The organism is Kitasatospora sp. NPDC041917, from assembly GCF_055589745.1.
The window spans coordinates 140012-162229 of sequence record NZ_JBVJBI010000012.1 but is presented as its reverse complement, the minus strand read 5'-3'; the positions used below and the strand labels follow the sequence as shown (position 1 = coordinate 162229).

Below are 22218 nucleotides of genomic sequence, written 5' to 3'. Positions count from 1 at the left end.
GGCGGGTCAGAAGACGTACGCCTCGACCTCGGCGAGCAGCTCGGCCCGGCGCCGCTCGCTGATGAAGGAGGCGCGGAAGGAGTTGGCCGCCAGCCGGCGCAGGGCCTCCTGGTCGAGGGCGAGGGCCTCGCGCACGGCGCGGAAGTTGTCCTCCACGTAGCCGCCGAAGTACGCCGGGTCGTCGGAGTTGACGGTGACCAGCAGCCCGGCCTCCAGCATCTCGTCCAGCGGGTGGTCGGCGAGGGTGTCGATGCAGCGCAGCCGGACGTTGGAGAGCGGGCAGAGGGTCAGCGGGATCTGCTCGCGCACCAGGCGGGCGACCAGCTCGCCGTCCTCCAGGCAGCGCAGCCCGTGGTCGATCCGCTCGACGCCGAGGACGTCCAGCGCCTCGGTGATGTACGCGGCCGGGCCCTCCTCGCCCGCGTGGGCGACCCTCCGCAGCCCGGCCTCGGCGGCCCGGCGGTACACCTCGCGGAACTTCACCGGCGGGTGGCCGACCTCGGCGGAGTCCAGGCCGATGCCGGTGATCCGGTCGAAGTACGGGCGGGCGGCCTCGAAGGTCTCCAGCGCGGACTCGGCGGACTCGTCCCGCAGGAAGCACATGATCAGCTGGGCGCTGATGCCGTACCGCTCCTCGCCGCGCTCCAGCGCCCGGGTCAGTCCGTCCACCACCGCGCCCAGCGGGACCCCGCGCGCGGTGTGCGCCTGCGGGTCGAAGAAGATCTCCGCGTGGCGGACGCCCTGCTCGGCGGCCCGGGCCAGGTAGGCGTCGGCCAGGTCGGCGAAGTCGTCCTCGGTGCGCAGCACGGCCATCAGCGCGTAGTAGAGGTCCAGGAAGGACTGGAGGTCGCTGAAGGAGTACGCCTCGCGCAGCGCCTCGGTGTCGGCGTACGGCAGCTCTACGCCGTTGCGGGCGGCGAGTTCGAAGGCGAGTTCGGGCTCCAGGGTGCCTTCGATGTGCAGGTGGAGTTCGGCCTTGGGAAGCGGCATGGGCGATCTGTCCGAGCGTCGGCGGGATGGTTTCTGAGGAACGCGGAAAGATTCATCCTACGATCCGTGCCCACCGGCCGGGTGCAGCCGCGACGGTCCCCGGGCACCCTGGAGGAGGGGACTTCCGCCGAGGAGGCACCGAGATGCGGCACGCCGACGACCCGCACATCCGGCCCGCGGGCATCTCCCCGCACGCCCTGGGCAACGACACGCTCCTGCACGAGCTGGAACAGCTCCACCGCACGCGCCACGAGACCTTCCTGTACGGCTCGGAGGAGGCGCTGAAGCGGCACACGCTGCGCACCGGGGAGCTGGAGGCCGAGTTCCTGCACCGCTTCCCCGGCCGGCAGGTCACCGCGGCCCGGACCAGGGCCGGGGCCAGGGCCCGGGAGGCGGCGGCCCGGGTGGAGTCGCTGCCGGAGTGAGCGGAGCGGATCGCCCGCCCGCCGGGACACGCCGGGCGCGCCGAGGCGTGCCCGGAGCCGGGCGGTCAGGGAGGGTGTGAGGGCAGACGCACCGGACCCCGACCCACCTGGGAGCCCCGCATGCCCATCGCCAGCGTCAACCCCGCGACCGGCGAGACCCTCCAGACCTTCGAACCGCTCGACGCGGCCGGCATCGAGCGGCGGCTGGCCCGCGCCGAGGCCGCCTTCCACGGCTACCGCGGCACCACCTTCGCCGCCCGCGCCGAACTGATGCACCGCGCCGCCGACCTGCTGGACCGGGAGCAGGAGGCGGTCGCCCGCACCATGACCGAGGAGATGGGCAAGCCGCTCGCCGCCTCCCGCGCCGAGGCCGCCAAGTGCGCCAAGGCGATGCGCTGGTACGCGGACAACGCCGAGGCGCTGCTCGCCGACGAGCACCCGGCCCCGGCCGACGTCGCCGACTCCGGCGCCAGCCGCGCCTACGTCCGCTACCGCCCCCTCGGCCCGGTGCTGGCCGTGATGCCGTGGAACTTCCCGCTCTGGCAGGTCGTCCGGTTCGCCGCGCCGGCCCTGATGGCGGGCAACGTCGGCCTGCTCAAGCACGCGTCCAACGTGCCGCGCACCGCGCTGGCGATCGAGGAGCTGTTCCGGCGGGCCGGCTTCCCGGAGGGCTGCTTCCAGACGCTGCTGATCGGCTCGGGCGCGGTCGAGGGCGTGATCCGGGACCGCAGGGTCACCGCCGTCACCCTCACCGGCAGCGAGCCGGCCGGGCGGGCGGTCGCGGCCACCGCGGCGGACGAGGTCAAGAAGGCCGTCCTGGAGCTGGGCGGCAGCGACCCGTTCGTCGTGCTGCCGAGCGCCGACCTGGACGCCGCGGTGCGCACCGCCGTCCGGGCCCGGGTGCAGAACAACGGCCAGTCCTGCATCGCCGCCAAGCGCTTCATCGTGCACACCGACGTGTACGAGCGCTTCACCGCCGCCTTCACCGAGGCGATGCGGGCGCTGAAGGTCGGCGACCCGATGGACGAGGACACCGACGTCGGCCCGCTGGCCAGCCGCCAGGGCCGGGACGACCTGGAGGAACTGGTCGAGGACGCCCGCACCCGCGGCGCCCGGGTGGAGTGCGGCGGCGGACGCCCGGAGGGCTGGGACACCGGCTGGTTCTTCGAGCCCACCGTGCTGACCGGCATCACCCCGGCGATGCGGATCCACCAGGAGGAGACCTTCGGCCCGGTCGCCACCGTCCACCGGGTGGCCGACCTGGACGAGGCGGTGGCGGCCGCCAACGACTCGCCGTTCGGGCTCAGCTCCAACGTCTGGACCACCGACGAGGCCGAGCGGGAGCGCTTCGTCCGGGACATCCAGGCCGGCGGGGTGTTCTTCAACGGCATGACGGCCTCCCACCCGGCGCTGCCGTTCGGCGGCGTCAAGCGCTCCGGGTTCGGGCGGGAACTGTCCGGGCACGGGATCCGGGAGTTCTGCAACGTCACCACGGTGTGGATCGGCTGAGCCGGACCTCCCGGCCCCGTGCCCGTCCCGGCCGGGTCAGGACGCCATGCGGTGCCGGCCCGGCCCGGGGGTCATCCAGCGGGCGATCACGCCGCCCATCGCGATGAGCGTCAGGCCCCAGAAGATCGCCATCGGTATCAGCACCGGCAGCAGGCTCACCTGGACGGCGACCATGCAGAGGCCGATCGAGAGCGCGATCATGAACGTCACCACGGTGGGGCTCAGACTGAGCAGCCAGTGCCAGACGCGGTGCCCGAAACCCTGGGCCCTGCGGGCTTCGGGACCCGCGGCGGCGTCGGCCTGGGCTTCGACTTCCTGGTACGTCAGCAGGTCCATCGGGATCGCCTCCAAGGCTGGACGGCTGGATGGGAGGAACGCCTGACCCGGGAGGGTCAGGAGGCCTTGCGGGGGGCCGAGGACTTCCGGGTGGCGGTCCTCTTCGCCGCCGGACTCCTCGTGGCGCCTGTCCCGGAGGTCTTCGCGGAGGCCTTCGCGGAGGTCTTCTCGGCGGACTTCTCGGCGGACTTCGGGCCCGCCTTCGGGGCGGTCGTCCTCGCCGGGGCGCGCTTGCGCGGCGCGGGCTCCTCCCCGGCGTCGACATCCCCGGCTCCGGCACCCTCGGCTCCGGCGCCCCGCCCGCCCTTGGCCTGCTTGAGGCTGCTGCGCAGCGCCTCCATCAGGTCGATCACGTTGTCCGGCGCCTCGCCCGGCTCCTCCTCGTGCGGGACCTCCACGCCCTCCAGCCGCGCGGTGATCACCTGCTGCAGCGCCTGCTGGTAGTCGTCGTGGAGCTGGGCCAGGTCGAAGTCCTCGGAGAGGGTGTCCATCAGCGACCGCGCCATCTTGAGCTCCTGCGGCCGGACGGTGACGTCCCCCTCGGGCGCGATGCCGGCCACCGGGCGGACCTCGTCGGGCCAGATGCAGGTCTGGAGCACCAGGGTGTTGTCGTGCACCCGCAGCACCGCGGGCGACTCCCGGGTGCGCAGCGCGATCTTGGTGACGGCGATCTGCCCGGACTCGGTGAGCGCGTCGCGCAGCAGCGCGTACGGCTTGGCGGCGGCCTTGTCGGCGACGCCCACGTAGTAGGCCTTGGAGAACATCAGCGGATCGATCTCGCCCTCGTCCACGAAGGCCAGCACGTCGATGATCTTCTTGCTGGGCAGCGGCAGGTCGGCGAGGTCCTCGTCGGAGAGCGTCACGGTCCGCCCGTCGGGGGACTCGTACCCCTTGGCGATCTCCGCGTACGGGACCTCCTTCTCCTCCTGCTCGCAGTACCGCTTCATCCGCACCCGGCCGCCGTCCTTGGCGTGCACCTGGTGCAGCGGGACGTCGTGCTCCTGGGTCGCGGAGTACAAGTGGACGGGGATGCTGACCAGCCCGAAGCTGATCGTCCCCTTCCAGGTGGTCTGCATGGGGTCGCTCCTGACCGGCGCCGGGAACCGGCCGGCGCCGAGCACGCTCGGGATGCTCCTACGGCATGCCCCGAGAGTCCCACTCTGCCCGGATTCGCGCGGATCGTCCACACCGCGCCGACAATGGGCCGAGGAGGTCGATGCGGATGACCGTCCGGAGCCGGCAGGACCGGCAGGACCGGGACCAGGCGCCGCCGCCGGAGCGGTACGACTACCTGGTGACGTACGCGGTGCGGGGCGAGCCCGGCACACGGCGCGCGGAGGTGACCGTCCTGCCCGGATACTCGCAGGAGGAGGACATCCCCCGGATCCTGGCCGCCCGGCTGACCGGGCGACCGGCGGACGGGGCCGCGATCACCGTCCTCGACGCGCGGCCGATCTGACCGCGCAGGTGCGGGCGATTTGAGCCCCAACAGAGCTTGGCAACCTTTTCGAATACTGACCATGCGTCAGATCTGAGGTTTCCATGCCACCTTTCCACCCACCCTGACCAGGCTTTTTACGTCCGGTAAGCGAACAGTTATCAAAGCATTGTTCCGATACTCGGGCGTAGAAGTTAGGTTGCGACGCAATGCGCGGGCAAGTCCCCCACCCTCCGGCGCGACGAGTCGAGGGTCACACCGCGCTGGAAAGGCACAGGGCACCTTGATGAGTGCGGACACCACCAAGCCCACGACGGCCACCAGGCTCCCCCACCAGCCGAGTCCGACCGGAGAGGGCGGCGACGGCCACCTGAAGGCCGGACTCAAGAACCGCCACCTGTCGATGATCGCCATCGGCGGCGTGATCGGCGCCGGCCTCTTCGTCGGCTCCGGCGCGGGCATCGCGACCACCGGCCCGGGCATCCTGCTCTCGTACGCGCTGGCCGGCGCGCTGGTCGTGCTCGTGATGCGGATGCTCGGCGAGATGGCCGCGGCCGACCCGCAGAGCGGCTCCTTCTCGGCGTACGCGGACCGCGCGCTCGGCCGCTGGGCCGGCTTCTCCATCGGCTGGCTGTACTGGTTCTTCTGGGTCGTGGTGCTCGCGGTCGAGGCGACCGCCGGCGCGAAGATCCTCAACAACTGGGTGCCCGGCGTGCCGCAGTGGGGCTGGGCGCTGATAGTGATGGCGGTGCTGACCGCCACCAACCTCTTCTCGGTCGCCTCCTACGGCGAGTTCGAGTTCTGGTTCGCCGGGATCAAGGTGGTCGCGATCGCCGCGTTCCTGGTGATCGGCACCCTCGCCGCCTTCGGTCTGCTGCCGGGCACCCACGCGGTCGGCGCCAGCAACCTCACCGGTCACGGCGGCTTCCTGCCGCACGGGGTGGGCGCGGTGTTCACCGGTATGCTCACCGTGGTCTTCGCCTTCATGGGCAGCGAGATCGTCACCCTGGCCGCCGGCGAGTCGGAGGACCCGGAGAAGGCGGTCAGCAAGGCCACCAACAGCGTCATCTGGCGCATCGGGATCTTCTACCTGGGCTCGATCCTGCTCGTGGTCACCCTGCTCCCGTGGGACTCCGCCGACGTGAAGGCCAGCCCGTACGTGGCGGTGCTGGACCACATCGGCATCTCGGGCGCCGGCCAGGTGATGGACGTGATCGTGCTGACGGCGGTGCTGTCCTGCCTCAACTCCGGGATGTACACCGCCTCCCGGATGGCCTTCTCGCTCGGCCAGCGCGGGGACGCGCCCAAGGCCTTCGCCACCGTGACCTCGCGCGGCGTGCCGCGGGTGGCCATCCTCTCCTCGGTGGTCTTCGGCTTCGTCGCGGTCTTCTTCAACTACACCTCGCCGGACACCGTGTTCGCCTTCCTGCTCAACTCCTCCGGCGCCGTGGCGCTCTTCGTCTGGCTGGTGATCTGCGCCACCCAGCTGCGGATGCGGAAGATCATCGAGCGCGAGATGCCCGAGCGGCACACCGTCCGGATGTGGCTGTACCCGTACCTGACCTGGACGGCCATGGGCATGATCGGGTTCGTCATGGCGTACATGTTCACCGACGCCGACGGGCGCAAGCAGATGTACCTGTCGCTGGTCGCCGCAGCCATCGTGCTGGCGGCCTCGGCCGTGGTGGGCCGACGGCGGCGGGCCGCGGTGGCGGCGGGCTCCTGACCCGCCCGCCCCGCGCGGGAACGCCGGGCCCGGGAGCCGTTGCGAAGGCTCCCGGGCCCGGCGCCGTTCCCGGCCCGCCACCCATCCCTCTCGTTTGACCAAGGCACGTCAACGGGGATACCAGGGCATGACGCTCCCCCACGAGCGCTCCCCCGCCCCCTCCGGGAGACCCCGTGCCGCCCTCGCCCACTCCCACGCCGCCCCCACCGCCCCCGGCCCCGCCACCCCCGCCGCCGCCGCCGCCGCGTACGGAACCCGAGTCCGCCCGCCTGCGCTTCGGCCGCCGGCTGCGGCACTGGCGCGAGGCCCGCGGCCTCAGCCAGGCCGAGTTCGGCCGGCTGCTCGGCTACCACGACTCGCTGATCAGCCGGGTGGAGAACGCCCGCCGCTGGCCGCCGCCGGGGATGCCCGCCCGGGCCGACGAACTCCTGCTCGCCGACGGCGAGCTGGCCGAACTCTGGCAGACCGTCCGGCAGGAGCGCGAACGCCTCGGCGAACGCGCCGCCGCCCGGACACCGCCCGCCGCCCGCGCCGCACCACCGGACGCCGCCACCGTCGAGGTGCTCGCCCACCTGCTCGCCGCCTACCGCGCCGCCGCGGGCCGGATCGGCGGCGAGGAGCTGGCCGCCGCCCTGGAGCACCACGCCCACACCCTGCTCGGCGGGCGGCACCCCGGCCCCCGCGAGGCCCCCGGCGCCGACCGTTCGCTCGCCGCCCAGTACGCCGAGCTCGCCGGCTGGGCCCACTTCGAGGGCGACCGCCCCGCCCGCGCGCTCGGCTGGTACGCCACCGGGCTGGAGTGGGCCCGCGCGACCGGCGACCGGGCCACCGCGGCCTCCCTGCTCGTCCGCCAGAGCGCCCTGTACTGGTGGCTCGGCGACCCGGCCACCGCACTCACCCTGGCCGAGGCCGCCCGGACCACCGCCCCTCCCCTGCCGGGGCTGTGGGCCTGGGCCGCCCTCGTCCAGGCCCACGCCCACGCACTGGCCGGCCGGGCGGCGCAGGCCGACCGGACGCTGGCCGACGCCCGGCGGCTGACCGACGCCGCACTGCTCACCGGCGTGCCGACGCCCTGGACGGTGCGCGCCGAGCTGGTCCTGGCCGTCGCCCACGGCACCTGCCACCGGGACCTCGCGCTCCGCACCGGCCGCACCGCCCACGCCCGCACCGCGGCGGCCCGGCTGGAGGGGGCCCTGCGGCTCCTCGACCGGGCCGCCCACCCGCGCGACCACGCCCTGGTCACCGCCCGCCTCGCCGGCGCCCACGCCCTCGCCGGTCACGCCGATGCCGCCGTCACCCTGCTCGCCCGGCTGCCTCCGGCCACCACCGGCCGCATCGCCCGCGAGCAGCGGCGGGCCGGGGAATGGCTGCGCCGGTGAACGCCCGGGCCGAGCCCCCCGGCCCGGACGCGGCGGCCCCTGCCGGGACACGGCGGCGCCTGCCCGAGCGCGGCGGCGCCCGGTCCGCCATGGAACAGCAGGACCGGCCACCACCTGCGGGAGTGGTGGCCGGCCCTGCCGCACCGGTCGGACCGGGCCCGGCGGGTGGGCTCAGAGGCCGGCCGCCGCCGCGGCGATGTCGGCCGCGTACGTGCTCACCTGGCTGTAGACGCCCGGGTAGCCCGCGCGGGCGCAGCCGTTGCCCCAGCTGACGATGCCGACCTGGACCCAGCGGCCCGCCGCGTCCTTGCGGACCATCGGCCCGCCGGAGTCACCCTGGCAGGTGTCGACGCCGCCCTGGGCGACGTAGCCCGCGCAGAGCGAGCCGGCGGCGTTCAGCCCCGGATAGGCGCGGGCGCAGGTGGCGTCGTCGACGAACGGCACGGTGGCCTTGAGCAGGTACCGCTGCTGGCCGCCGCCCTCGCGCGCGGCACCCCACCCCATGATGGTGAAGGTGCCCGTGTCGTAGGCGGTGGAGGTGGCGATCGGCAGGGTGCTGACCAGGCTGCTGTTCATCGGCGAGGCCAGCTTGATCAGCGCCCAGTCGTCGCCGTTCTCGGCGCCGGTGAAGGAGGGCGACTGGTACACGTACGAGGAGCGGACCTTGATCGCGCTGCCGCTGTTCAGGTCGACCGCTCCCGCGGTGACGGTGATGCTGCTGTCGGCACCGGTGCCGTCGACGCAGTGGGCGGCGGTGAGCACGATCTGCGAGGTGTACAGCGCGCCGCCGCAGCCCATCGAGAGCCGCACCATGAACGGGAACTCGCCCTGCGTCGCCCGCGTGCCGCCGACCACGCTCGGCGACGGCGCGGGCGAGGCGGCGGCGGGCAGCACGAGCATGCCGGCGCCGAGCACCAGGCCGGCCAGCAGGCCGACGACTCTGCCGAATTGACGCTTCATCAGATCCTCCTTGCAGGTGGGGGAAGACCGAGAGTGGCCCGGCGGGCGGCGCGGCAGGAGGGGGCGACCCTTGCCGGTCAGAACTGGCAGGAACACGGCAATGCGCGGTTCCGGGTGCGGAAGCCCTAAGGTGATCGCCCATGCGAGATCTTGCGGCGGGGATGAAGTACCTGGTCGAGGGCCAGAAGTGGGTGGGCCGGCACGGCCGCTGGTGGGGCTTCGGCATGCTGCCGGCCCTGCTCGCGCTGGTCGGCTACGTCGTCGCGCTCGCCTTCCTCGGCGCCTGGTCCCGGGACCTCGCGGACTGGGCCACCCCGTTCGCCGACCACTGGGGCACTCCCTGGCGGGGCCTGCTGCGCGACGCGCTCGCGGCGGTCGTCTTCGGCGGCGGCCTGCTGTTCTCCCTGCTCACCTTCACCGCCGTCACCCTGCTGGTCGGACAGCCCTTCTACGAGGCGCTCTGCGCCGCGGTCGACGAGACCGAGGGCGGCGCGCCCACCCCGCCGGACACCGCGCTCTGGCGGGAGCTGCTGATCGCGGTGCGCGACAGCGTGTACGTGCTGGTGCGGGTGGCCGCGTTCGGCGTGGCGCTGTTCGCCTGCGGATTCATCCCGCTGGTCGGGCAGACGGTGGTCCCGGCGCTCGGCTTCCTGGTGTCCGGCTTCTTCCTGACCGTCGAGCTGACGGCCGTCGCCCTGCAGCGGCGCCGGGTGCCGCAGCCGGAGCGGATCCGACTGCTGCGCGCCCGGCTCGGGCTGGCACTGGGCTTCGGCACGCCGCTGGTGCTGGCCTTCCTGGTGCCGCTGGTCACGGTGTTCGCCATGCCGGGGGCCGTCGCCGGGGCCACCCTGCTGGCCCGCGACCTCGTCCCGACCGCACCGGAGGAGGAGGAGGAGGAGCGGCCGGACCCGGCCCCCGACTTCCCCACCACCACCGCGCGGCCCGTTCCGGGCAACCCGTACGCGACCCCCTGAGGCCGTCACCGGCCGGTCACGCTGCGCCGACCTCGTCCCCGCCCGCGCGTGAGCCCGCCCACAGGGGGATCGCCATCCACGATCCCCGATAGTGGACGGGCCCCCTCGAACGCCCCGCCCGGCGCCGCCGAGGCACCCGGACCGGGCCGCCCACGACCCCGCCCCGCCTGAAGAACACAGGCCACCACGGCTGCCGCCCCTGCGATCCGTCGCCGCCGACCCGGCCTCCACCTCAGGTGTGCAATTCGGACAAATACCACCAAAGCCATCATTGAAGCCTGTCGCGGCCGCCCCGCAACCACGATGCCGCGTAGTAGCGAACGCCTTTGCCACCCGTCCTCGACCCTGCCAAGAATGGCCCGTCGCCAGGCAGCGCAGCCGACCACCGCCGCCGCCGCACGGCCCGCCCGCCCCCGCCGGGGCGCCACGGCCGCCCAGGGCGGCCGCACGAGCCCCGCCCGCCCGGAGCCCGTGCGACGCCCCGCCCCCGGTGCCACCGGCACGGCCCCCGACGGAGAAGGATCGCCCGCCCCATGCAGCTCAGCCATGCCCGCCGCAACTCCCTGATCACCGGTGTCGCCACCCTCGTGGTCGCGAGCGCCGCCACCGCCGCCCTCGCCATCCCGCAGGCCGGGAACGCGACCGAGGCCGCCCCCGTGGCCGCCGTCTCGGTGGACAGCGAGCCGGTCGCCGACCAGGGCCGGGCCGACGCCGCCGCCACTGCTGCTGCCGCCGAACAGGCCGCCCAGGCCGCCCAGGAGGCCCAGGAGGCCCAGGCCAAGGCCGCGGCGGACGCCGCCGCCCAGGCCCAGACCCAGGCCGAGGCGCAGGCCCAGGCGGACGCCAAGGCCAAGGCCGACGCCGAGGCCGCCGCCTCCCGCTCCCAGGAGCGACAGAACCTCACCAGCGCCCCGGCCGCCTACTCCGGCACCCCGCAGCAGATCGCCGCGCAGATCGTCCCCGCCGGCCAGCTCCAGTGCTTCAGCAACATCGTGTTCCGCGAGAGCAGCTGGAACCCGCTCGCGGTCAACGCCTCCTCCGGCGCCTACGGCCTGGTCCAGGCCCTGCCCGGCTCCAAGATGGCCTCCGCGGGCGCCGACTGGCGCACCAACCCGGCCACCCAGATCAAGTGGGGCCTGAACTACATGAACACCCGCTACGGCAGCCCCTGCGCCGCCTGGTCGTTCTGGCAGGCCCACCACTGGTACTAGGCCGGACCACCGGTTCGGCTCCCCCGGGCCCGTGACGCACCCCGCGCCGCGGGCCCCCGGCGCACGTTCCCGCAGGCCGGGAGCCGGTACGGGCGTGGACGCGTCCGGAAGGCGGCGTGAAGATATGGCGCGCACTCGTACGATTTGCCACTGATTGATCGGAATTACGGACCGTCAGACCTTTGCCACGGTCCGCAGGCCCTCTTACGCTCCGGCGTCATGCCCTCACCCCTGATCAGCGTCGTGCTCCCCGCCTACGACCAGCACGAACAGCTCGCCGACTGCCTGGACTCGCTGCTCGCACAGTCCCTGGCCGACGTCGAGGTGATCGTCGTCGCCGACCGGTCCCCCGGGACGGCCGGCGGGCTCGCCGACGCGTACGCGGCCCGACACCCGCGGGTGTCGGTGCTGCACCTGACCGCGGCGGTCGGGGTCGGGGCCGCCCGGAACGCGGGCGCGGCACGGGCGAGCGGCGAGTACCTGCTGTTCCTGGACGCCGACCACCTGCTGCCCCGGGACGCGCTCCGGACGCTCGCCGACCGGCTCCGGCAGACCGGCCCGGTGGACGTGCTGCTGTTCGGCCACTCCCGCCGGCACCAGGACCGGGACTGGCCGGGCGGGGCCGAGGCCCTGCTCGCCGAGGCCGGCCCCGAACCGTTCGCCCCCTTCGACCGGCCCGCCCTGTTCGGCGCGCCACCGCTGATCTGGGACCGGCTGATCCGCCGCGGCCACTGGGCCGAACTGGGCCTGGCCTTCCCGCCCGGCCGCTACGAGGAGGTCCCGGTCGCGCACGCCGCGCTGCTCGGCGCCCGGAAGGCCGCCGTGCTGGCACGCGAGTGCGTGCAGCTGCGCCGCCGGGAGACCGTCCACCCGGCGGGCGGCCCGGGCAGCAGCGTCTTCGACCTGTTCGAGCAGTACGAGCGCAGCTTCGCCCTGCTGGAGGAGCAGCCGCACCTGTACGCGGTGCGCGACGCGCTGTTCGTCCGGATGATCCGGCACTACCTGTTCGTCTTCGACCTGGCCGGCTGCGTCACCCGTGCCGAGCGGCCCCAGTTCTTCCACCGCGCCGCCGAGCACCACCGCCGCTTCCAGCCGCCCGGCCACCGCCGGCCGGGCGGCCGCGAGGGGATCAAGTTCTCGCTGCTGGCGGGCGGCGCCTACCCGGCCTTCGAGGTGGCCAAGCTCTCCCACATCGCGCGGGGCACGCTCACCGGGCGGAAGTGACCCCGCTCAGACGTGGGCCACGCCGCCCTCGGCGGCCATCGCGGCGGCGATCCGGCGGGCCCGCTCGGCCCGGACCCCGGCGGGCATCGGCGGCAGCACGTCCATCCACAGCGGCAGGGTCGAGCCGCGCAGCTGCGACATCCCCTCGGGCCGGGCGAGCAGCCACAGGTGCAGGTGCGCGGAACCGTCGCCCCAGCGGTTCACATGGACCCGGCCGATGCCGCCGAGCGACCGTACGGCCCGCTCCACCCGCTGGAGCATCGGGCCCAGCCCCGCGGAGAGTTCGGCCGGCAGGTCCAGCAGGTCATGGTGGGCGCGCGGCCACAGGAGCAGCGTGGCGGGCAGTCCGTCCGGCTCCTCGGTGGTGCCGAGCCGCCAGTGCTCGTCCGTCCACAGGAAGTCGGTGTCCGGCCGGGCGCAGTCCGGGCAGCTCTCCGGGCCGTCCTCGCCGTTCCGGGGCGGTTCGGGCAGCTCCGGCGCCCGGAGTTCCCGGACGGTCAGCTCGCCCTCGTACGGGAAGATCTCCCAGGAGGGCGCGCCGTCCGCCGGGAAGGGCAGCGGCTCGCCGATCGGGAGGCGGGCGAGGTAGGCGTCGGGGCCGGCCGGGTCCGCGGCCGCGGATTCTTCGATCATGACCGCCGAGCGTGCCACAGGACACCCTGTCGGCGGTACCCCCGTCGTGCCCGGTACCGGTGCGGCGGTACGGCTGCGATCATCGGCGGAGCCGTACTCCTGGGAGGTCCCTGGTGAGCCGTCCGTCCGCCGCCCCCGGGGCCGAGCTGGCCCGCGCGCTGTCCGCCGTGCTGCGCGGCGAGGTCCGCTTCGGCGCCGCCGAACGCACCGTCTACAGTCAGGACGCCTCCAACTACCGGCAGTTGCCGCTCGGCGTGGTCAAGCCCGCCGACCTCGACGACGTGCGCACCGCGCTGGCGCTCTGCCGCGAGCACCGGGTGCCGGTGGTGGCGCGCGGGGCCGGGACCAGCATCGGCGGGCAGGCGATCGGCCCGGGGGCGGTGGTGCTGGACTTCCGCCGCCACCTCGGCGCGGTGCTGGAGCTCGACCCGCGGGCCCGCACCGCGCGCGTCCAGCCCGGCACCGTGCTGGACGACCTCCAGCGCGCCGCCCGGCCCCACGGGCTGCGCTTCGGCCCCGACCCGTCCACGCACAGCCGCTGCACCCTCGGCGGCATGATCGGCAACGACTCCTGCGGCTCGCACTCGCTGGCCTGGGGGCGCACCGCCGACAACGTCGAACGGCTGGAGCTGCTGCTCGCGGACGGCACCGAGCTGACCGTCGGCGGGCGGCTCACCGCCGCGGAGCGCGCCGCGCTCGCCGCACGGCCCGGGCGGGTCGGCGAACTCCACACCGAGCTGCAGGAGTTCACCGACCGCAACCTCGCCGTCATCCGGCAGGGCATGCCGCAACTGCCCCGCCGCACCTCCGGCTACCCGCTGGACGCGCTGCTGCCCGAGCACGGCCACGACCTGGCCCGGGCGCTCACCGGCACCGAGGGCACCTGCGCACTGCTGCTCGGCGCCACCGTCCGCCTGGTCGAGGACCCGCCCGCGCGGGCCCTGGTGGTGGCCGGCTACCCCGACGAGGGCGCCGCCGCCGACGCCGTCCCGGCACTGCTCCCGTACGGTCCGCTGACCGCCGAGGGCATGGCGGCCGACCTGATCGCCGCGCTGCTCGCCGCCGGCCCGCGCCCGCCCGCACTGGACCGGCTGCCCGCCGGCGAGTGCTGGCTGTTCCTGGAGACCGGCGGCGACACCCCGTTGGCCGCCTACCAGGCCGCCCGCCGGCTGGGCGACGCGGTGCGCCGCGAGCGCTCGGCCTCCGTCGCCCTGGTCACCGACCCGGTCGAGCAGCGCCAGCTGTGGGCCGTCCGGGAGGCCGGTGCGGGAATCGTCACCCGGCTGCCCGGGGGCGGCGAGGCCTGGCCCGGCTGGGAGGACTCCGCCGTCCCGCCCGAGCGGCTCGGCGACTACCTGCGGGACCTGCGCGCCCTGCTGCGCCGGCACAGCCTGCGCGGCGTCCCGTACGGGCACTTCGGCGACGGCTGCGTGCACCTGCGGATCGACTTCCCGCTGGACGAACCCCAAGGGGTGCTGGTCTTCCGGGAGTTCCTGGAGCAGGCGGCCGATCTGGCGGTCTCGTACGGTGGTTCGCTCTCCGGCGAGCACGGCGACGGCCAGGCCCGCTCGGAGCTGCTGCCGCGCATGTACCCGCCCGAAATCATCGGCCTCTTCGGCGAGTTCAAGCGGATCTGGGACCCGGAGAACCTGCTCAACCCGGGCGCCCTGGTCGATCCCCGCCCGCTCGACGCCGACCTGCGCTTCGTCACGGCCCCGCGCCGCACGCTGCCGCTGGCCCTCCCGTACGAACAGGACGGCGGCAGCCTGGTCAAGGCGGTGCACCGCTGCGTGGGCGTCGCCAAGTGCGTGGCCCCGGGCAGCGGGGTGATGTGCCCGAGCTACCTGGCCACCGGCGAGGAGCGGCACTCCACCCGGGGGCGGGCCCGGCTGCTCGCCGAGATGCTGCGCGGGGACGCCGTCCCGGACGGCTGGCGTTCGGAGGAGGTCCGGGAGGCGCTGGACCTCTGCCTGAGCTGCAAGGGCTGCGCGAGCGACTGCCCGGTCCACGTCGACATGGCGACCTACAAGTCCGAGTTCCTGTACCAGCACTACCGGCACCGGCCGCGCCCGCTCGCGCACTACTCGATGGGCTGGCTGCCGCTCTGGCTGCGGGCCGCCGCGCTCGCGCCCGGGGCCGCCAACACGCTCGCCCGCTCCCGGGCCGGCGGGCTGATCAAGCGGCTCGGCGGGATCGACCCGCGCCGGGTGCTGCCCGTCCTCCCGCCGGAGACCTTCACCGCCTGGTACCGGCGGCACCGCGCCGCCCACCCGGCCCCGGCGGGCGCCCGGCCGGTGCTGCTGTGGCCGGACACCTTCTCCGACCACCTCCAGCCGAACGTGCCGCGCTCGGCCGTCGAGGTGCTGGAGCACCTGGGCTTCGACGTCCGACTGCCCGCAGGACCGGTCTGCTGCGGCCTCACCTGGTACTCCACCGGCCAACTCGGAACCGCCCGCCGGGTGTTGCGGCGCAGTCTGCGGGCGCTGACGGGAGCCGGGATCCAGGCCGACACCCCCGTGGTCGGCCTGGACCCCAGCTGCACCGCGACGCTGCGCGAGGACCTGCCCCGGCTGCTCGGCGCACCGGGCCGCCCGCTCGCCGACCGCACCCGCACCTTCGCCGAGTTCCTCGACGAGTACGCCCCGGAAGCCCCGCTCCCCCGGATCCCGCTGGACGCCCTCACCCAGACGCACTGCCACCAGCACGCGGTGCTCGGCAGCACCGCCGACCGCCGGGTGGAGGCCCGGCTCGGCCTGAACAACCGGGTCCTGGACTCCGGCTGCTGCGGCCTGGCGGGCGACTTCGGCTTCACGCGGGGCCACTTCAAGGTGTCCGAGGCCATCGCGGAGCGGGTGCTGCTGCCCGAGGTGCGGGCCGCCGGGCCCCGGACGGTGGTCCTCGCGGACGGCTTCAGCTGCCGCACCCAGATCGCCCAACTCGCCGACGGGCGGCAGGCCCTGCACCTGGCGGAGCTGATCGCCCGGGAGCTGCGGTCCGCGAGGTGACGAGGGCGTCGTCAGACACGCCCCGGCGCGTCCTGCGGCTCCTTGCCGGGTGCGTGCGCCGCGAGGAAGGCCCCGCCGTGCGCCGCGGCCTCCTCCCGGGTCCGGTGGCCGACGGCGGCCCCGCCGGTCGTGCCGTCGGCGCCGGTGGCCGTCCAGCGCCAGCCGCCGGCGGCCGCGTCCTCGATCAACTCGACTGTTCCGCCGAACAGTCGAAGCGATCCCGGGCGCGCCACCGGACGACCGACGGCCTCCGGCCACTTCTTCCGGGCACCCTGCCGGGTGATGCCCCAGGCGGCGCCGAGCTGTTCGTACCCGGCGCCGTAGGAGCCCGCGGTGGCGGCCGCGCCCGCGGTGAGCCGCTTGACCTCGGCGTCCACCAGCTTCCAGGCGGACAGCACCGAGAGGGCGGCCTCGACCGGCTCGGCGTCCCACATCCGCTCCGCGGGCAGGCCGGTCGCGCGGGCGCGCACGGCGGCAGCAAGGGGGCCGAGGGCGTCGAGAAGGGCCTTGGCCAGCTCGGTCTGTTCCTCATGGGTGATCTCCGCGATCGTCATGCCGACAACCTTAGTTACCGAATCCCGCCCTGACAACCAAAGTTACCGGCGGAGCCGATCGAGGGGACCCGAACCCCGCTGCTCGGGCGCGAACGGAGTGCCCGAGGAGACCCCGCGCCAGCCCACCACCAGGGCCTCCCCCAGGAAGCCCACGCCGATCGACAGCTGGACCGGCCTGGCGTCCGGGGCCAGGCCGACGTACCCGGCGAGCGCGGCGAAACAGGCCATCACCGCGAGCGAGAGCGCCGCGACCAGGAAGGTCCGCCCGGTGTAGCGTTGCCACAGCACGCCCTCCCGCTCGTAGACCTGGATGGTGGCGCCGCGCACCGCCCCCAGCGCGAGGCCGAGCGCGGCACCCGCCGCGATCCACCCGTAGTCGGCCGCGCCGAGGCCGTGCCGCTGGGCGAGCGCCCAAGCGCCGAGGCCGGTGAGGATCACCGGCGCCGCGAAGAGGTCCCGGGCGTTGAGCGGCTCGCCGCGCAGCCGCCTGATCACCACCACCACGACCACGGCGGCGACCAGCCCCACGTACACCCAGTTGTCCATTTCCACTCCCCCGAAGTTTTGTAGCTCGACCGTGCTAAATCAGCAATTTAGCTCGCCCGTGCTATAACGGCAACATGCCGAAGATCGTCGACCCCGCCGAGCGCCGCCAGGCCGTCGCCGACGCCGTCCTGCGCGTCGCGGCCCGGGAAGGGCTGGAGCACGCCTCCCTGCGCAACGTCGCCGAGGAGGCCGGCCTGGCCATCGGCTCGGTACGGCACTACTTCGCCGGCGGCTCGGAGCTGATGATCTTCGCGATGGGCGAGCTGGCCCACCGGATCGAGGCCCGCATCCGGACCCACGCCGCCGTCCTGCTCGACCCGGCCACCGCCGGCACCGACCGGCGCGAACGGACCGTCCGGCTGCTCGCCGAGACCCTCCCGCTGGACGCCGGACGCCGGGAGGAGTCCGCGCTCTGGCTCTCCTTCGTCACCGCCGCCCGGACCCGGCCCGACCTGCGACCCCGCGCCGCCGAGATGCGGGCCGGACTCGACGACCTGGTCCGCCGCGTCCTCACCGAGTCCGAGCGCTCCGGCGGCCTGGCCCCCGGCCTCGACCTCGGCGTCGAGACCCGCCGGCTCTCCGCCCTGCTGGACGGCCTCACCCTCCAGGCCGTCCAGCACCCCGACCTGGTCGGCCCGGACGAGCTGCGCGCGGTGCTGCGCCGCCACCTCGACACCCTGGCCGCTCCGGCCTCCTGACACCGCGCCAACACCCCCGGCACAATGTCGACCGTCGAGGCCGGCGAGCGGCACGCCGTCCTGCGGCTGCCCTGGTCCGACCGGCTCGCCCGCGAGGGGGGCGCGCTGTCCGGCCCGGTCTGATGGCCGCCGCCGACACGGCCTGCGTGATCGCGCCGCCCACGCCACCGCCGTCCACGCCCTGGGCCGACCGACCGGCACCAGGATTCCGCACCCGGATGTCACACCGGCCCGCCCAACGGTGTCTTGATGTCACCAGGTCCTCGGACAGAGTGGAGCGGAAGTCATGAGCAAGGTCTGGTTCGTCACCGGTTCGTCCCGCGGCCTCGGCCGCGCCTTCGTCGAGGCGGCCCTGTCCCGCGGCGACCGGGTGGCCGCGACCGCCCGGGACACCGGCCGGCTCGCCGAAGTGGTCGCCGCCCTCGGGGACGCGGTGCTCCCGCTCCCGCTGGACGTCACCGACCGGGCGGCCGTGCACCGCGCCGTCCTGCGGGCCCACCAGCACTTCGGCCGGCTCGACGTCGTCGTCAACAACGCCGGCTACGGCCTGTCCGGAGCCGTCGAGGAACTCTCCGAGCGGCAGCTGCGCGACCAGCTGGACACCAATCTGTTCGGCCCGCTGCGGGTCGTCCAAGCCGTGCTGCCGCTGCTGCGCGCCCAGGGCTCCGGGCACATCGTCCAGATCTCCTCGGTCGCCGGCGTCGCCGCGTTCCCGCTCGGCGGCGGGTACTGCGCCTCCAAGTGGGCCCTGGAGGGCCTGAGCGAGGCGCTCGCCCAGGAGGTCGCCGGGTTCGGCGTCACGGTGACCGTCGTCGAGCCCGGCAGCTACGCCACCGACGCGATCGCCTCCGCCGTGCGCGCCGAGGCCGACCCCCGGTACGACGGACTGCGCGCCGCCTTCGCCGGTCAGGCCGCGGCGCTCGACGTCGGCGACCCGGCCGCGGCCGGCCGGGCCCTGCTGCGGCTCGTCGACGCCGATCAGCCGCCGCTGCGGGTGTTCTTCGGCACCCAGGGCCACCCCATGGTGCGGCAGGCCTACGCCGACCGGCTCACCACCTGGGACGCATGGGCCCGGCTCTCGGTGGAGGCGCACGGCCCCACCGCCCCGGCCGTCTGACCGGCCCGACCGCGGCCCCGCCCCTCACCGGCGTTCACGGGGGCTGACACCGCCGAGCGCCCGCAGGCGCTCGGCGGTGTCAGCCCTGGGCGGCCCCCACGGGCTCCTGCTCCGCGCAGACCGCCGAGACGAACTCGGCGACCCGCGCCCGCGGCAGACCGCGCGCGATGTCCGCCTCGCTGATCATGCCGACCAGCTTGTGCTCGGGGTGGTTGATCACCGGCAGCCGACGCACCTGGTACTGCTCCATCACCCGCAGCACCTGTTCGCAGTCCTCGTCCGCCTCCACCGTCATCGGGCGCCCCTGCGCCAGCTCGCCCGCCGTCACCGACGCCGGGTCACGGCCCTCGGCGACGCAGCGCAGCACGATGTCGCGGTCGGTCACGATCCCCAGCAGCTTGTCGCCCGGCCCGCAGATGGGCAGGGCGCCCACATGGCGTTCCCGCATGATCCGGGCGGCGGCCGCGAGCGTCTCGTGCTCGCCGATGCACTCGGCGCCCGGGTGCATGATGTCGCTGGCTATGGTCATGGTCCGCCTCCTGGCCTGGCTTCCCTTCCCCCGTCCATCGTGGTCCGGGCCGGTGGCCGACGCCACCGGGGCCGGCGCGCTCAGCCGTCCCCGGCCGGGCCCGTATGGCCGCCCTGCCCGGCCCCGTCGCCCTGCCCGGCCCGGCCGTCCGGCGACTCCGGACCGACCAGCGGCGACTTCTCCAGCACCTCCTCCAGGGGCGGGGGTTCGTGCCGGGGCTGCTCCGGTTCGAGCTCCTCCTCCGACACCTCGCCGCTCTCCACCGCCTCCTCCACGGCCTTCGCCCCGGCCGCGACCGCGGCAGCCGTCAGCAGGTTCCGCTGCTGGACCTCCGTCGCGCTGTCCAGGAAGCGCAGCAGCTCCACCGGGAAGGGCAGCACCAGCGTCGAGTTCTTCTCCGCGGCCACCTCCACCACGGTCTGCAACAGCCGCAGTTGGAGCGCGGCCGGGGTCTTGCTCATCACCGCCGCGGCGTCCGACAGCCGCTCCGAGGCCTGGTACTCGCCGTCCGCCGTGATGATCCGGGCCCGCCGCTCCCGCTCGGCCTCCGCCTGCCGGGCGATCGAGCGCTTCATCGACTCCGGCAGCGCGACGTCCTTGATCTCCACCCGATCGATCTCGATGCCCCAGCCCAGGGCCGGACTGTCGATCATCAACTCCAGCCCCTGGTTGATCGGTTCCCGGTTGGCCAGCAGGTCGTCCAGCTCGCTCTTGCCGATGATCGAGCGCAGCGAGGTCTGCGCGACCTGGGAGATCGCGAAGTTGTAGTCCTGCACGTTGACGGTGGCCTTCACCGGGTCCTCCACCCGGAAGTAGACCACCGCGTCCACCCGCACGGTCACGTTGTCCCGGGTGATGCCCTCCTGCGCCGGGATCGGCATCGTCACGATCTGCACGTTCACCTTGCGCAGCCGGTCCGCGATCGGCATCAGCGCCACCAGCCCGGGATCGCGCACCTCGTCGCGCACCTTCCCGAAGCGGAACACCACGCCCTTCTGGAACTGCTGGACGACCCTGATGCTCAGGCTCGCCCAGATCGCCCCCAGCCCGGCCAGTGCTCCGAGGGCCCCCAGCACCGCATCGACGATCATGGCGGCCTCCTCGCGGCCTGCGCGCGCACCGGCGTGTCCGGCCTCCGCCGGCCATAACCGGCCGGGGACCGCCGGGAGCAACTGATTCCACGCTACGCCTGCCCGGTCCACGCCGGAGCGAACGTCCCGGAGCCTCTAGGATCCTGGCCATGCCGACCGTGGCCGCGTCCTCCTCGCCCGCCGACGACCCCGCCGGCGACCCCGACGACCCCCGCCATCCCGCCGAGGCGGCCGGCCGGGCCGGCGGGCTCGCCGCGCTGGACCGCGTCGTCACCGGCTGCCGGGCCTGCCCGCGCCTGGTCCGGTGGCGCGAGGAGGCCGCCCGGACCAAGCGCCGCGCCTACCGGGACTGGGACTACTGGGCCCGCCCCGTCCCGGGCTTCGGGCCGCCGGACGCCCCGCTCGTCCTGGTCGGCCTCGCCCCCGCCGCCCACGGCGCCAACCGCACCGGCCGGATCTTCACCGGCGACCCCTCCGGCGACCTGCTCTACGCCACCCTGTACGAACTCGGGCTCGCCAACCGCCCCGAGTCCGTCCGCCACGGCGACGGCCTGGAGCTGTCCGGCGTCCGGATCACCGACCCGGTCCGCTGCGCCCCGCCGGACAACAAGCCCAGCACGGCCGAACGCGACACCTGCCGGCCCTGGATCACCCGGGAGCTGGAGCTGATGCGCCCCACCGTGCGCACCGTCGTCGCCCTCGGCGGCTTCGCCTGGCAGGCGATGCTGCCGGTGATCGCGGACGCCGGCTGGCGGGTCCCCCGCCCCCGCCCGGCCTTCGGCCACGCCGCCCTGGCCGTCTTCCCGGCCCGCGACGGCGGCCCGGACCTGCGGATGTACGGCTGCTACCACGTGAGCCCGCGCAACACGAACACCGGCCGGCTGACCACCGCGATGCTCCGGGACCTGCTGCGCGAGGCGGCCCGCTCGGCGGGGCTCGACCCCCGGTAGCTCGACCCCCGCCCGCCGGCGGCCTCGCTCGCACGGCCCCGCCGGCACGGCCCGCGGGCAACCGCTCCCGGCGCGGGCCGGTCAGTCGAACCGCCGGGTGGCCATGATCCCGCCGTCCACCGGCAGCGTCACGCCCGCGACGTACGAGGCCCGGTCGCTCAGCAGCCAGGCGGCCGCCTGCGCCACCTCCTCGTCCGTACCCGGCCGGCCCAGCGGCGTGGAGCGCTCCACCAGCGCGGCGAACTCCGGCCCGGACCCGAAGAACGGCTCGGTGCCCGGCGTGCGCACCACCCCGGGCGCAACGGCGTTGACCCTGATGCCGTGCCGGGCGTGATCGGCGGTGGCCGCCTTCACCAGACCGCTCAGGCCGTGCTTGGCGGCCTGCTGGGCGCCGTCGCCGAAGCCCCCGACCAGCGCCCCCACACCGGAGTTGATCACCACCGCGCCACCGCGCCCGGCCTCCGTCATCGCCCGCAGCTGGGCCCGCAGACAGAGCCAGGTGCCGCGCAGGTTGAGCGCGTGGGTGTCGTCCCACTCCGACTCCGAACGCTCGGTGAGCGGGGCCGGCGGCAGGCCGTTGCCCGCGTTGTCGAAGGCCGCGTCCAGCCGGCCGAAGGCCTCCAGCGCGGTGTCCACCGTCCGCTGCGCACCGGCGGCCGTGGTCAGATCGGCGGCGACCGCCACCGCCTCGGCCCCGGTGGCGCGCAGCTCGGTGGCCAGCTCCTCCACCTCGGTGCCGGAGCGGGCGGCGAGCACCAGCAGCGCGCCCTCCCGGGCGAACAGCCGGGCGGCGGCCGCGCCGATGCCCCGCCCGGCGCCGGTGACGATCGTGACCTTGTCGTCGAGAAGTCCCATGCGGCGAGCCTGCCGCCGTGCCCGCCGGCCCACCAGCGGCCGGACGCTCCCCGGGAACCGGCTTCCTG

22 protein-coding genes and 1 pseudogene are annotated in these 22218 nt (G+C 74.7%); 13 read left to right on the top strand and 10 right to left on the bottom strand.

Going from position 1 to position 22218, the window contains the following annotated elements:
• Window positions 1–6: 6 nt before the first annotated feature.
• A complete protein-coding gene (locus tag ACZ6EM_RS17450) occupies window positions 7–990 on the bottom strand; it encodes an adenosine deaminase (protein WP_359909122.1) in 984 nt (327 codons plus the stop codon).
• A 143-nt stretch (window positions 991–1133) separates the two neighbouring features.
• Between ACZ6EM_RS17450 and ACZ6EM_RS17445 the strand changes: the two genes are divergently transcribed.
• Complete coding sequence (locus tag ACZ6EM_RS17445; RefSeq protein ID WP_359909119.1) at window positions 1134–1415, top strand: DUF6158 family protein; 282 nt, start codon at window positions 1134–1136, stop codon at window positions 1413–1415.
• A 120-nt stretch (window positions 1416–1535) separates the two neighbouring features.
• On the top strand, window positions 1536–2924 hold the full coding sequence (locus tag ACZ6EM_RS17440) for an NADP-dependent succinic semialdehyde dehydrogenase (protein WP_401051112.1): 1389 nt from the start codon (window positions 1536–1538) through the stop codon (window positions 2922–2924).
• Between the two features lie 36 nt (window positions 2925–2960).
• On the opposite strand, the gene ACZ6EM_RS17435 is transcribed toward ACZ6EM_RS17440, so the two are convergent.
• On the bottom strand, window positions 2961–3260 hold the full coding sequence (locus ACZ6EM_RS17435) for a hypothetical protein (protein ID WP_452178016.1): 300 nt from the start codon (window positions 3258–3260) through the stop codon (window positions 2961–2963).
• A 56-nt stretch (window positions 3261–3316) separates the two neighbouring features.
• A complete protein-coding gene (gene ku, locus ACZ6EM_RS17430; RefSeq protein ID WP_465772692.1) occupies window positions 3317–4336 on the bottom strand; it encodes a non-homologous end joining protein Ku in 1020 nt (339 codons plus the stop codon).
• 146 nt (window positions 4337–4482) lie between these two features.
• Between ku and ACZ6EM_RS17425 the strand changes: the two genes are divergently transcribed.
• The 3 genes from ACZ6EM_RS17425 to ACZ6EM_RS17415 all read left to right on the top strand — a co-directional run bounded on the left by ACZ6EM_RS17425 (window position 4483) and on the right by ACZ6EM_RS17415 (window position 7803).
• Entirely contained in the window at window positions 4483–4719 is a 237-nt protein-coding gene (locus ACZ6EM_RS17425) for a hypothetical protein (protein WP_465772691.1), read from the top strand.
• Window positions 4720–4984: 265 nt separating this feature from the next.
• Entirely contained in the window at window positions 4985–6424 is a 1440-nt protein-coding gene (locus ACZ6EM_RS17420; protein WP_401054350.1) for an amino acid permease, read from the top strand.
• 173 nt (window positions 6425–6597) lie between these two features.
• Window positions 6598–7803 (top strand): helix-turn-helix domain-containing protein, encoded by a 1206-nt coding sequence (locus ACZ6EM_RS17415; protein ID WP_465772690.1) that lies wholly within the window; start codon window positions 6598–6600, stop codon window positions 7801–7803.
• 171 nt (window positions 7804–7974) lie between these two features.
• Here ACZ6EM_RS17415 and ACZ6EM_RS17410 read toward each other — a convergent pair whose 3' ends face one another.
• Window positions 7975–8763: a S1 family peptidase gene (locus ACZ6EM_RS17410; RefSeq protein ID WP_401055338.1), complete on the bottom strand. Its 789-nt coding sequence runs from the start codon at window positions 8761–8763 to the stop codon at window positions 7975–7977.
• A 140-nt stretch (window positions 8764–8903) separates the two neighbouring features.
• On the opposite strand from ACZ6EM_RS17410, the gene ACZ6EM_RS17405 reads away from it, so the two are divergent.
• The 3 genes from ACZ6EM_RS17405 (at window position 8904) to ACZ6EM_RS17395 (ending at window position 12172) form a co-directional block, all read left to right on the top strand.
• A complete protein-coding gene (locus ACZ6EM_RS17405; protein WP_465772689.1) occupies window positions 8904–9737 on the top strand; it encodes an EI24 domain-containing protein in 834 nt (277 codons plus the stop codon).
• Between the two features lie 533 nt (window positions 9738–10270).
• Complete coding sequence (locus ACZ6EM_RS17400; RefSeq protein WP_465772688.1) at window positions 10271–10948, top strand: aggregation-promoting factor C-terminal-like domain-containing protein; 678 nt, start codon at window positions 10271–10273, stop codon at window positions 10946–10948.
• Between the two features lie 219 nt (window positions 10949–11167).
• Window positions 11168–12172, top strand: coding sequence for a glycosyltransferase family 2 protein (locus tag ACZ6EM_RS17395; protein WP_465772687.1), 1005 nt, complete (start codon window positions 11168–11170; stop codon window positions 12170–12172).
• A 6-nt stretch (window positions 12173–12178) separates the two neighbouring features.
• Here ACZ6EM_RS17395 and ACZ6EM_RS17390 read toward each other — a convergent pair whose 3' ends face one another.
• A complete protein-coding gene (locus ACZ6EM_RS17390) occupies window positions 12179–12805 on the bottom strand; it encodes a hypothetical protein (RefSeq protein WP_465772686.1) in 627 nt (208 codons plus the stop codon).
• A 113-nt stretch (window positions 12806–12918) separates the two neighbouring features.
• On the opposite strand from ACZ6EM_RS17390, the gene ACZ6EM_RS17385 reads away from it, so the two are divergent.
• On the top strand, window positions 12919–15810 hold the full coding sequence (locus tag ACZ6EM_RS17385) for an FAD-binding and (Fe-S)-binding domain-containing protein (protein WP_465772685.1): 2892 nt from the start codon (window positions 12919–12921) through the stop codon (window positions 15808–15810).
• An 11-nt stretch (window positions 15811–15821) separates the two neighbouring features.
• Here ACZ6EM_RS17385 and ACZ6EM_RS17380 read toward each other — a convergent pair whose 3' ends face one another.
• Both ACZ6EM_RS17380 and ACZ6EM_RS17375 read right to left on the bottom strand, forming a co-directional pair.
• A complete protein-coding gene (locus ACZ6EM_RS17380; protein WP_401044249.1) occupies window positions 15822–16364 on the bottom strand; it encodes a hypothetical protein in 543 nt (180 codons plus the stop codon).
• A 42-nt stretch (window positions 16365–16406) separates the two neighbouring features.
• Window positions 16407–16910: a DUF1453 domain-containing protein gene (locus tag ACZ6EM_RS17375; protein WP_465772684.1), complete on the bottom strand. Its 504-nt coding sequence runs from the start codon at window positions 16908–16910 to the stop codon at window positions 16407–16409.
• A 74-nt stretch (window positions 16911–16984) separates the two neighbouring features.
• Between ACZ6EM_RS17375 and ACZ6EM_RS17370 the strand changes: the two genes are divergently transcribed.
• The 3 genes and pseudogenes from ACZ6EM_RS17370 to ACZ6EM_RS17360 all read left to right on the top strand — a co-directional run bounded on the left by ACZ6EM_RS17370 (window position 16985) and on the right by ACZ6EM_RS17360 (window position 18725).
• Window positions 16985–17608, top strand: coding sequence for a TetR/AcrR family transcriptional regulator (locus tag ACZ6EM_RS17370; RefSeq protein ID WP_465772683.1), 624 nt, complete (start codon window positions 16985–16987; stop codon window positions 17606–17608).
• Between the two features lie 30 nt (window positions 17609–17638).
• A pseudogene (locus tag ACZ6EM_RS17365) lies at window positions 17639–17763 on the top strand (thioesterase); the annotation flags it as partial.
• A gap of 131 nt (window positions 17764–17894) precedes the next feature.
• The gene (locus ACZ6EM_RS17360) at window positions 17895–18725 is read left to right on the top strand and encodes an SDR family NAD(P)-dependent oxidoreductase (protein ID WP_465772682.1); all 831 of its coding nucleotides are present in this window, start codon (window positions 17895–17897) and stop codon (window positions 18723–18725) included.
• A gap of 79 nt (window positions 18726–18804) precedes the next feature.
• Here the strand turns inward: ACZ6EM_RS17360 and ACZ6EM_RS17355 are convergent, their stop codons facing one another.
• Both ACZ6EM_RS17355 and ACZ6EM_RS17350 read right to left on the bottom strand, forming a co-directional pair.
• A complete protein-coding gene (locus ACZ6EM_RS17355) occupies window positions 18805–19254 on the bottom strand; it encodes a CBS domain-containing protein (RefSeq protein ID WP_380544022.1) in 450 nt (149 codons plus the stop codon).
• 80 nt (window positions 19255–19334) lie between these two features.
• A complete protein-coding gene (locus tag ACZ6EM_RS17350) occupies window positions 19335–20342 on the bottom strand; it encodes a slipin family protein (protein ID WP_465772716.1) in 1008 nt (335 codons plus the stop codon).
• A 152-nt stretch (window positions 20343–20494) separates the two neighbouring features.
• Between ACZ6EM_RS17350 and ACZ6EM_RS17345 the strand changes: the two genes are divergently transcribed.
• Window positions 20495–21295 carry a uracil-DNA glycosylase gene (locus ACZ6EM_RS17345; RefSeq protein ID WP_465772681.1) on the top strand — a complete coding sequence of 267 codons (801 nt, stop codon included), beginning with the start codon at window positions 20495–20497 and terminating at the stop codon, window positions 21293–21295.
• 81 nt (window positions 21296–21376) lie between these two features.
• Here the strand turns inward: ACZ6EM_RS17345 and ACZ6EM_RS17340 are convergent, their stop codons facing one another.
• A complete protein-coding gene (locus tag ACZ6EM_RS17340) occupies window positions 21377–22150 on the bottom strand; it encodes an SDR family NAD(P)-dependent oxidoreductase (protein WP_465772680.1) in 774 nt (257 codons plus the stop codon).
• Window positions 22151–22218 lie beyond the last annotated feature (68 nt).

What these genes read in the sequence shown, in the direction of transcription:
- ACZ6EM_RS17420 (WP_401054350.1), top strand. Translation starts at nt 4,985, where the DNA reads ATGAGTGCGGACACCACCAAGCCCACGACGGCCACCAGGCTCCCCCAC.
- ACZ6EM_RS17425 (WP_465772691.1), top strand. Translation starts at nt 4,483, where the DNA reads ATGACCGTCCGGAGCCGGCAGGACCGGCAGGACCGGGACCAGGCGCCG.
- ACZ6EM_RS17340 (WP_465772680.1), bottom strand. Translation starts at nt 22,150, where the DNA reads ATGGGACTTCTCGACGACAAGGTCACGATCGTCACCGGCGCCGGGCGG.
- ACZ6EM_RS17450 (WP_359909122.1), bottom strand. Translation starts at nt 990, where the DNA reads ATGCCGCTTCCCAAGGCCGAACTCCACCTGCACATCGAAGGCACCCTG.
- ACZ6EM_RS17395 (WP_465772687.1), top strand. Translation starts at nt 11,168, where the DNA reads ATGCCCTCACCCCTGATCAGCGTCGTGCTCCCCGCCTACGACCAGCAC.
- ACZ6EM_RS17375 (WP_465772684.1), bottom strand. Translation starts at nt 16,910, where the DNA reads ATGGACAACTGGGTGTACGTGGGGCTGGTCGCCGCCGTGGTCGTGGTG.
- ACZ6EM_RS17370 (WP_465772683.1), top strand. Translation starts at nt 16,985, where the DNA reads ATGCCGAAGATCGTCGACCCCGCCGAGCGCCGCCAGGCCGTCGCCGAC.
- ACZ6EM_RS17355 (WP_380544022.1), bottom strand. Translation starts at nt 19,254, where the DNA reads ATGACCATAGCCAGCGACATCATGCACCCGGGCGCCGAGTGCATCGGC.
- ACZ6EM_RS17380 (WP_401044249.1), bottom strand. Translation starts at nt 16,364, where the DNA reads ATGACGATCGCGGAGATCACCCATGAGGAACAGACCGAGCTGGCCAAG.
- ACZ6EM_RS17435 (WP_452178016.1), bottom strand. Translation starts at nt 3,260, where the DNA reads ATGGACCTGCTGACGTACCAGGAAGTCGAAGCCCAGGCCGACGCCGCC.
- ACZ6EM_RS17440 (WP_401051112.1), top strand. Translation starts at nt 1,536, where the DNA reads ATGCCCATCGCCAGCGTCAACCCCGCGACCGGCGAGACCCTCCAGACC.
- ku (WP_465772692.1), bottom strand. Translation starts at nt 4,336, where the DNA reads ATGCAGACCACCTGGAAGGGGACGATCAGCTTCGGGCTGGTCAGCATC.
- ACZ6EM_RS17410 (WP_401055338.1), bottom strand. Translation starts at nt 8,763, where the DNA reads ATGAAGCGTCAATTCGGCAGAGTCGTCGGCCTGCTGGCCGGCCTGGTG.
- ACZ6EM_RS17445 (WP_359909119.1), top strand. Translation starts at nt 1,134, where the DNA reads ATGCGGCACGCCGACGACCCGCACATCCGGCCCGCGGGCATCTCCCCG.
- ACZ6EM_RS17360 (WP_465772682.1), top strand. Translation starts at nt 17,895, where the DNA reads ATGAGCAAGGTCTGGTTCGTCACCGGTTCGTCCCGCGGCCTCGGCCGC.
- ACZ6EM_RS17345 (WP_465772681.1), top strand. Translation starts at nt 20,495, where the DNA reads ATGCCGACCGTGGCCGCGTCCTCCTCGCCCGCCGACGACCCCGCCGGC.
- ACZ6EM_RS17390 (WP_465772686.1), bottom strand. Translation starts at nt 12,805, where the DNA reads ATGATCGAAGAATCCGCGGCCGCGGACCCGGCCGGCCCCGACGCCTAC.
- ACZ6EM_RS17405 (WP_465772689.1), top strand. Translation starts at nt 8,904, where the DNA reads ATGCGAGATCTTGCGGCGGGGATGAAGTACCTGGTCGAGGGCCAGAAG.
- ACZ6EM_RS17400 (WP_465772688.1), top strand. Translation starts at nt 10,271, where the DNA reads ATGCAGCTCAGCCATGCCCGCCGCAACTCCCTGATCACCGGTGTCGCC.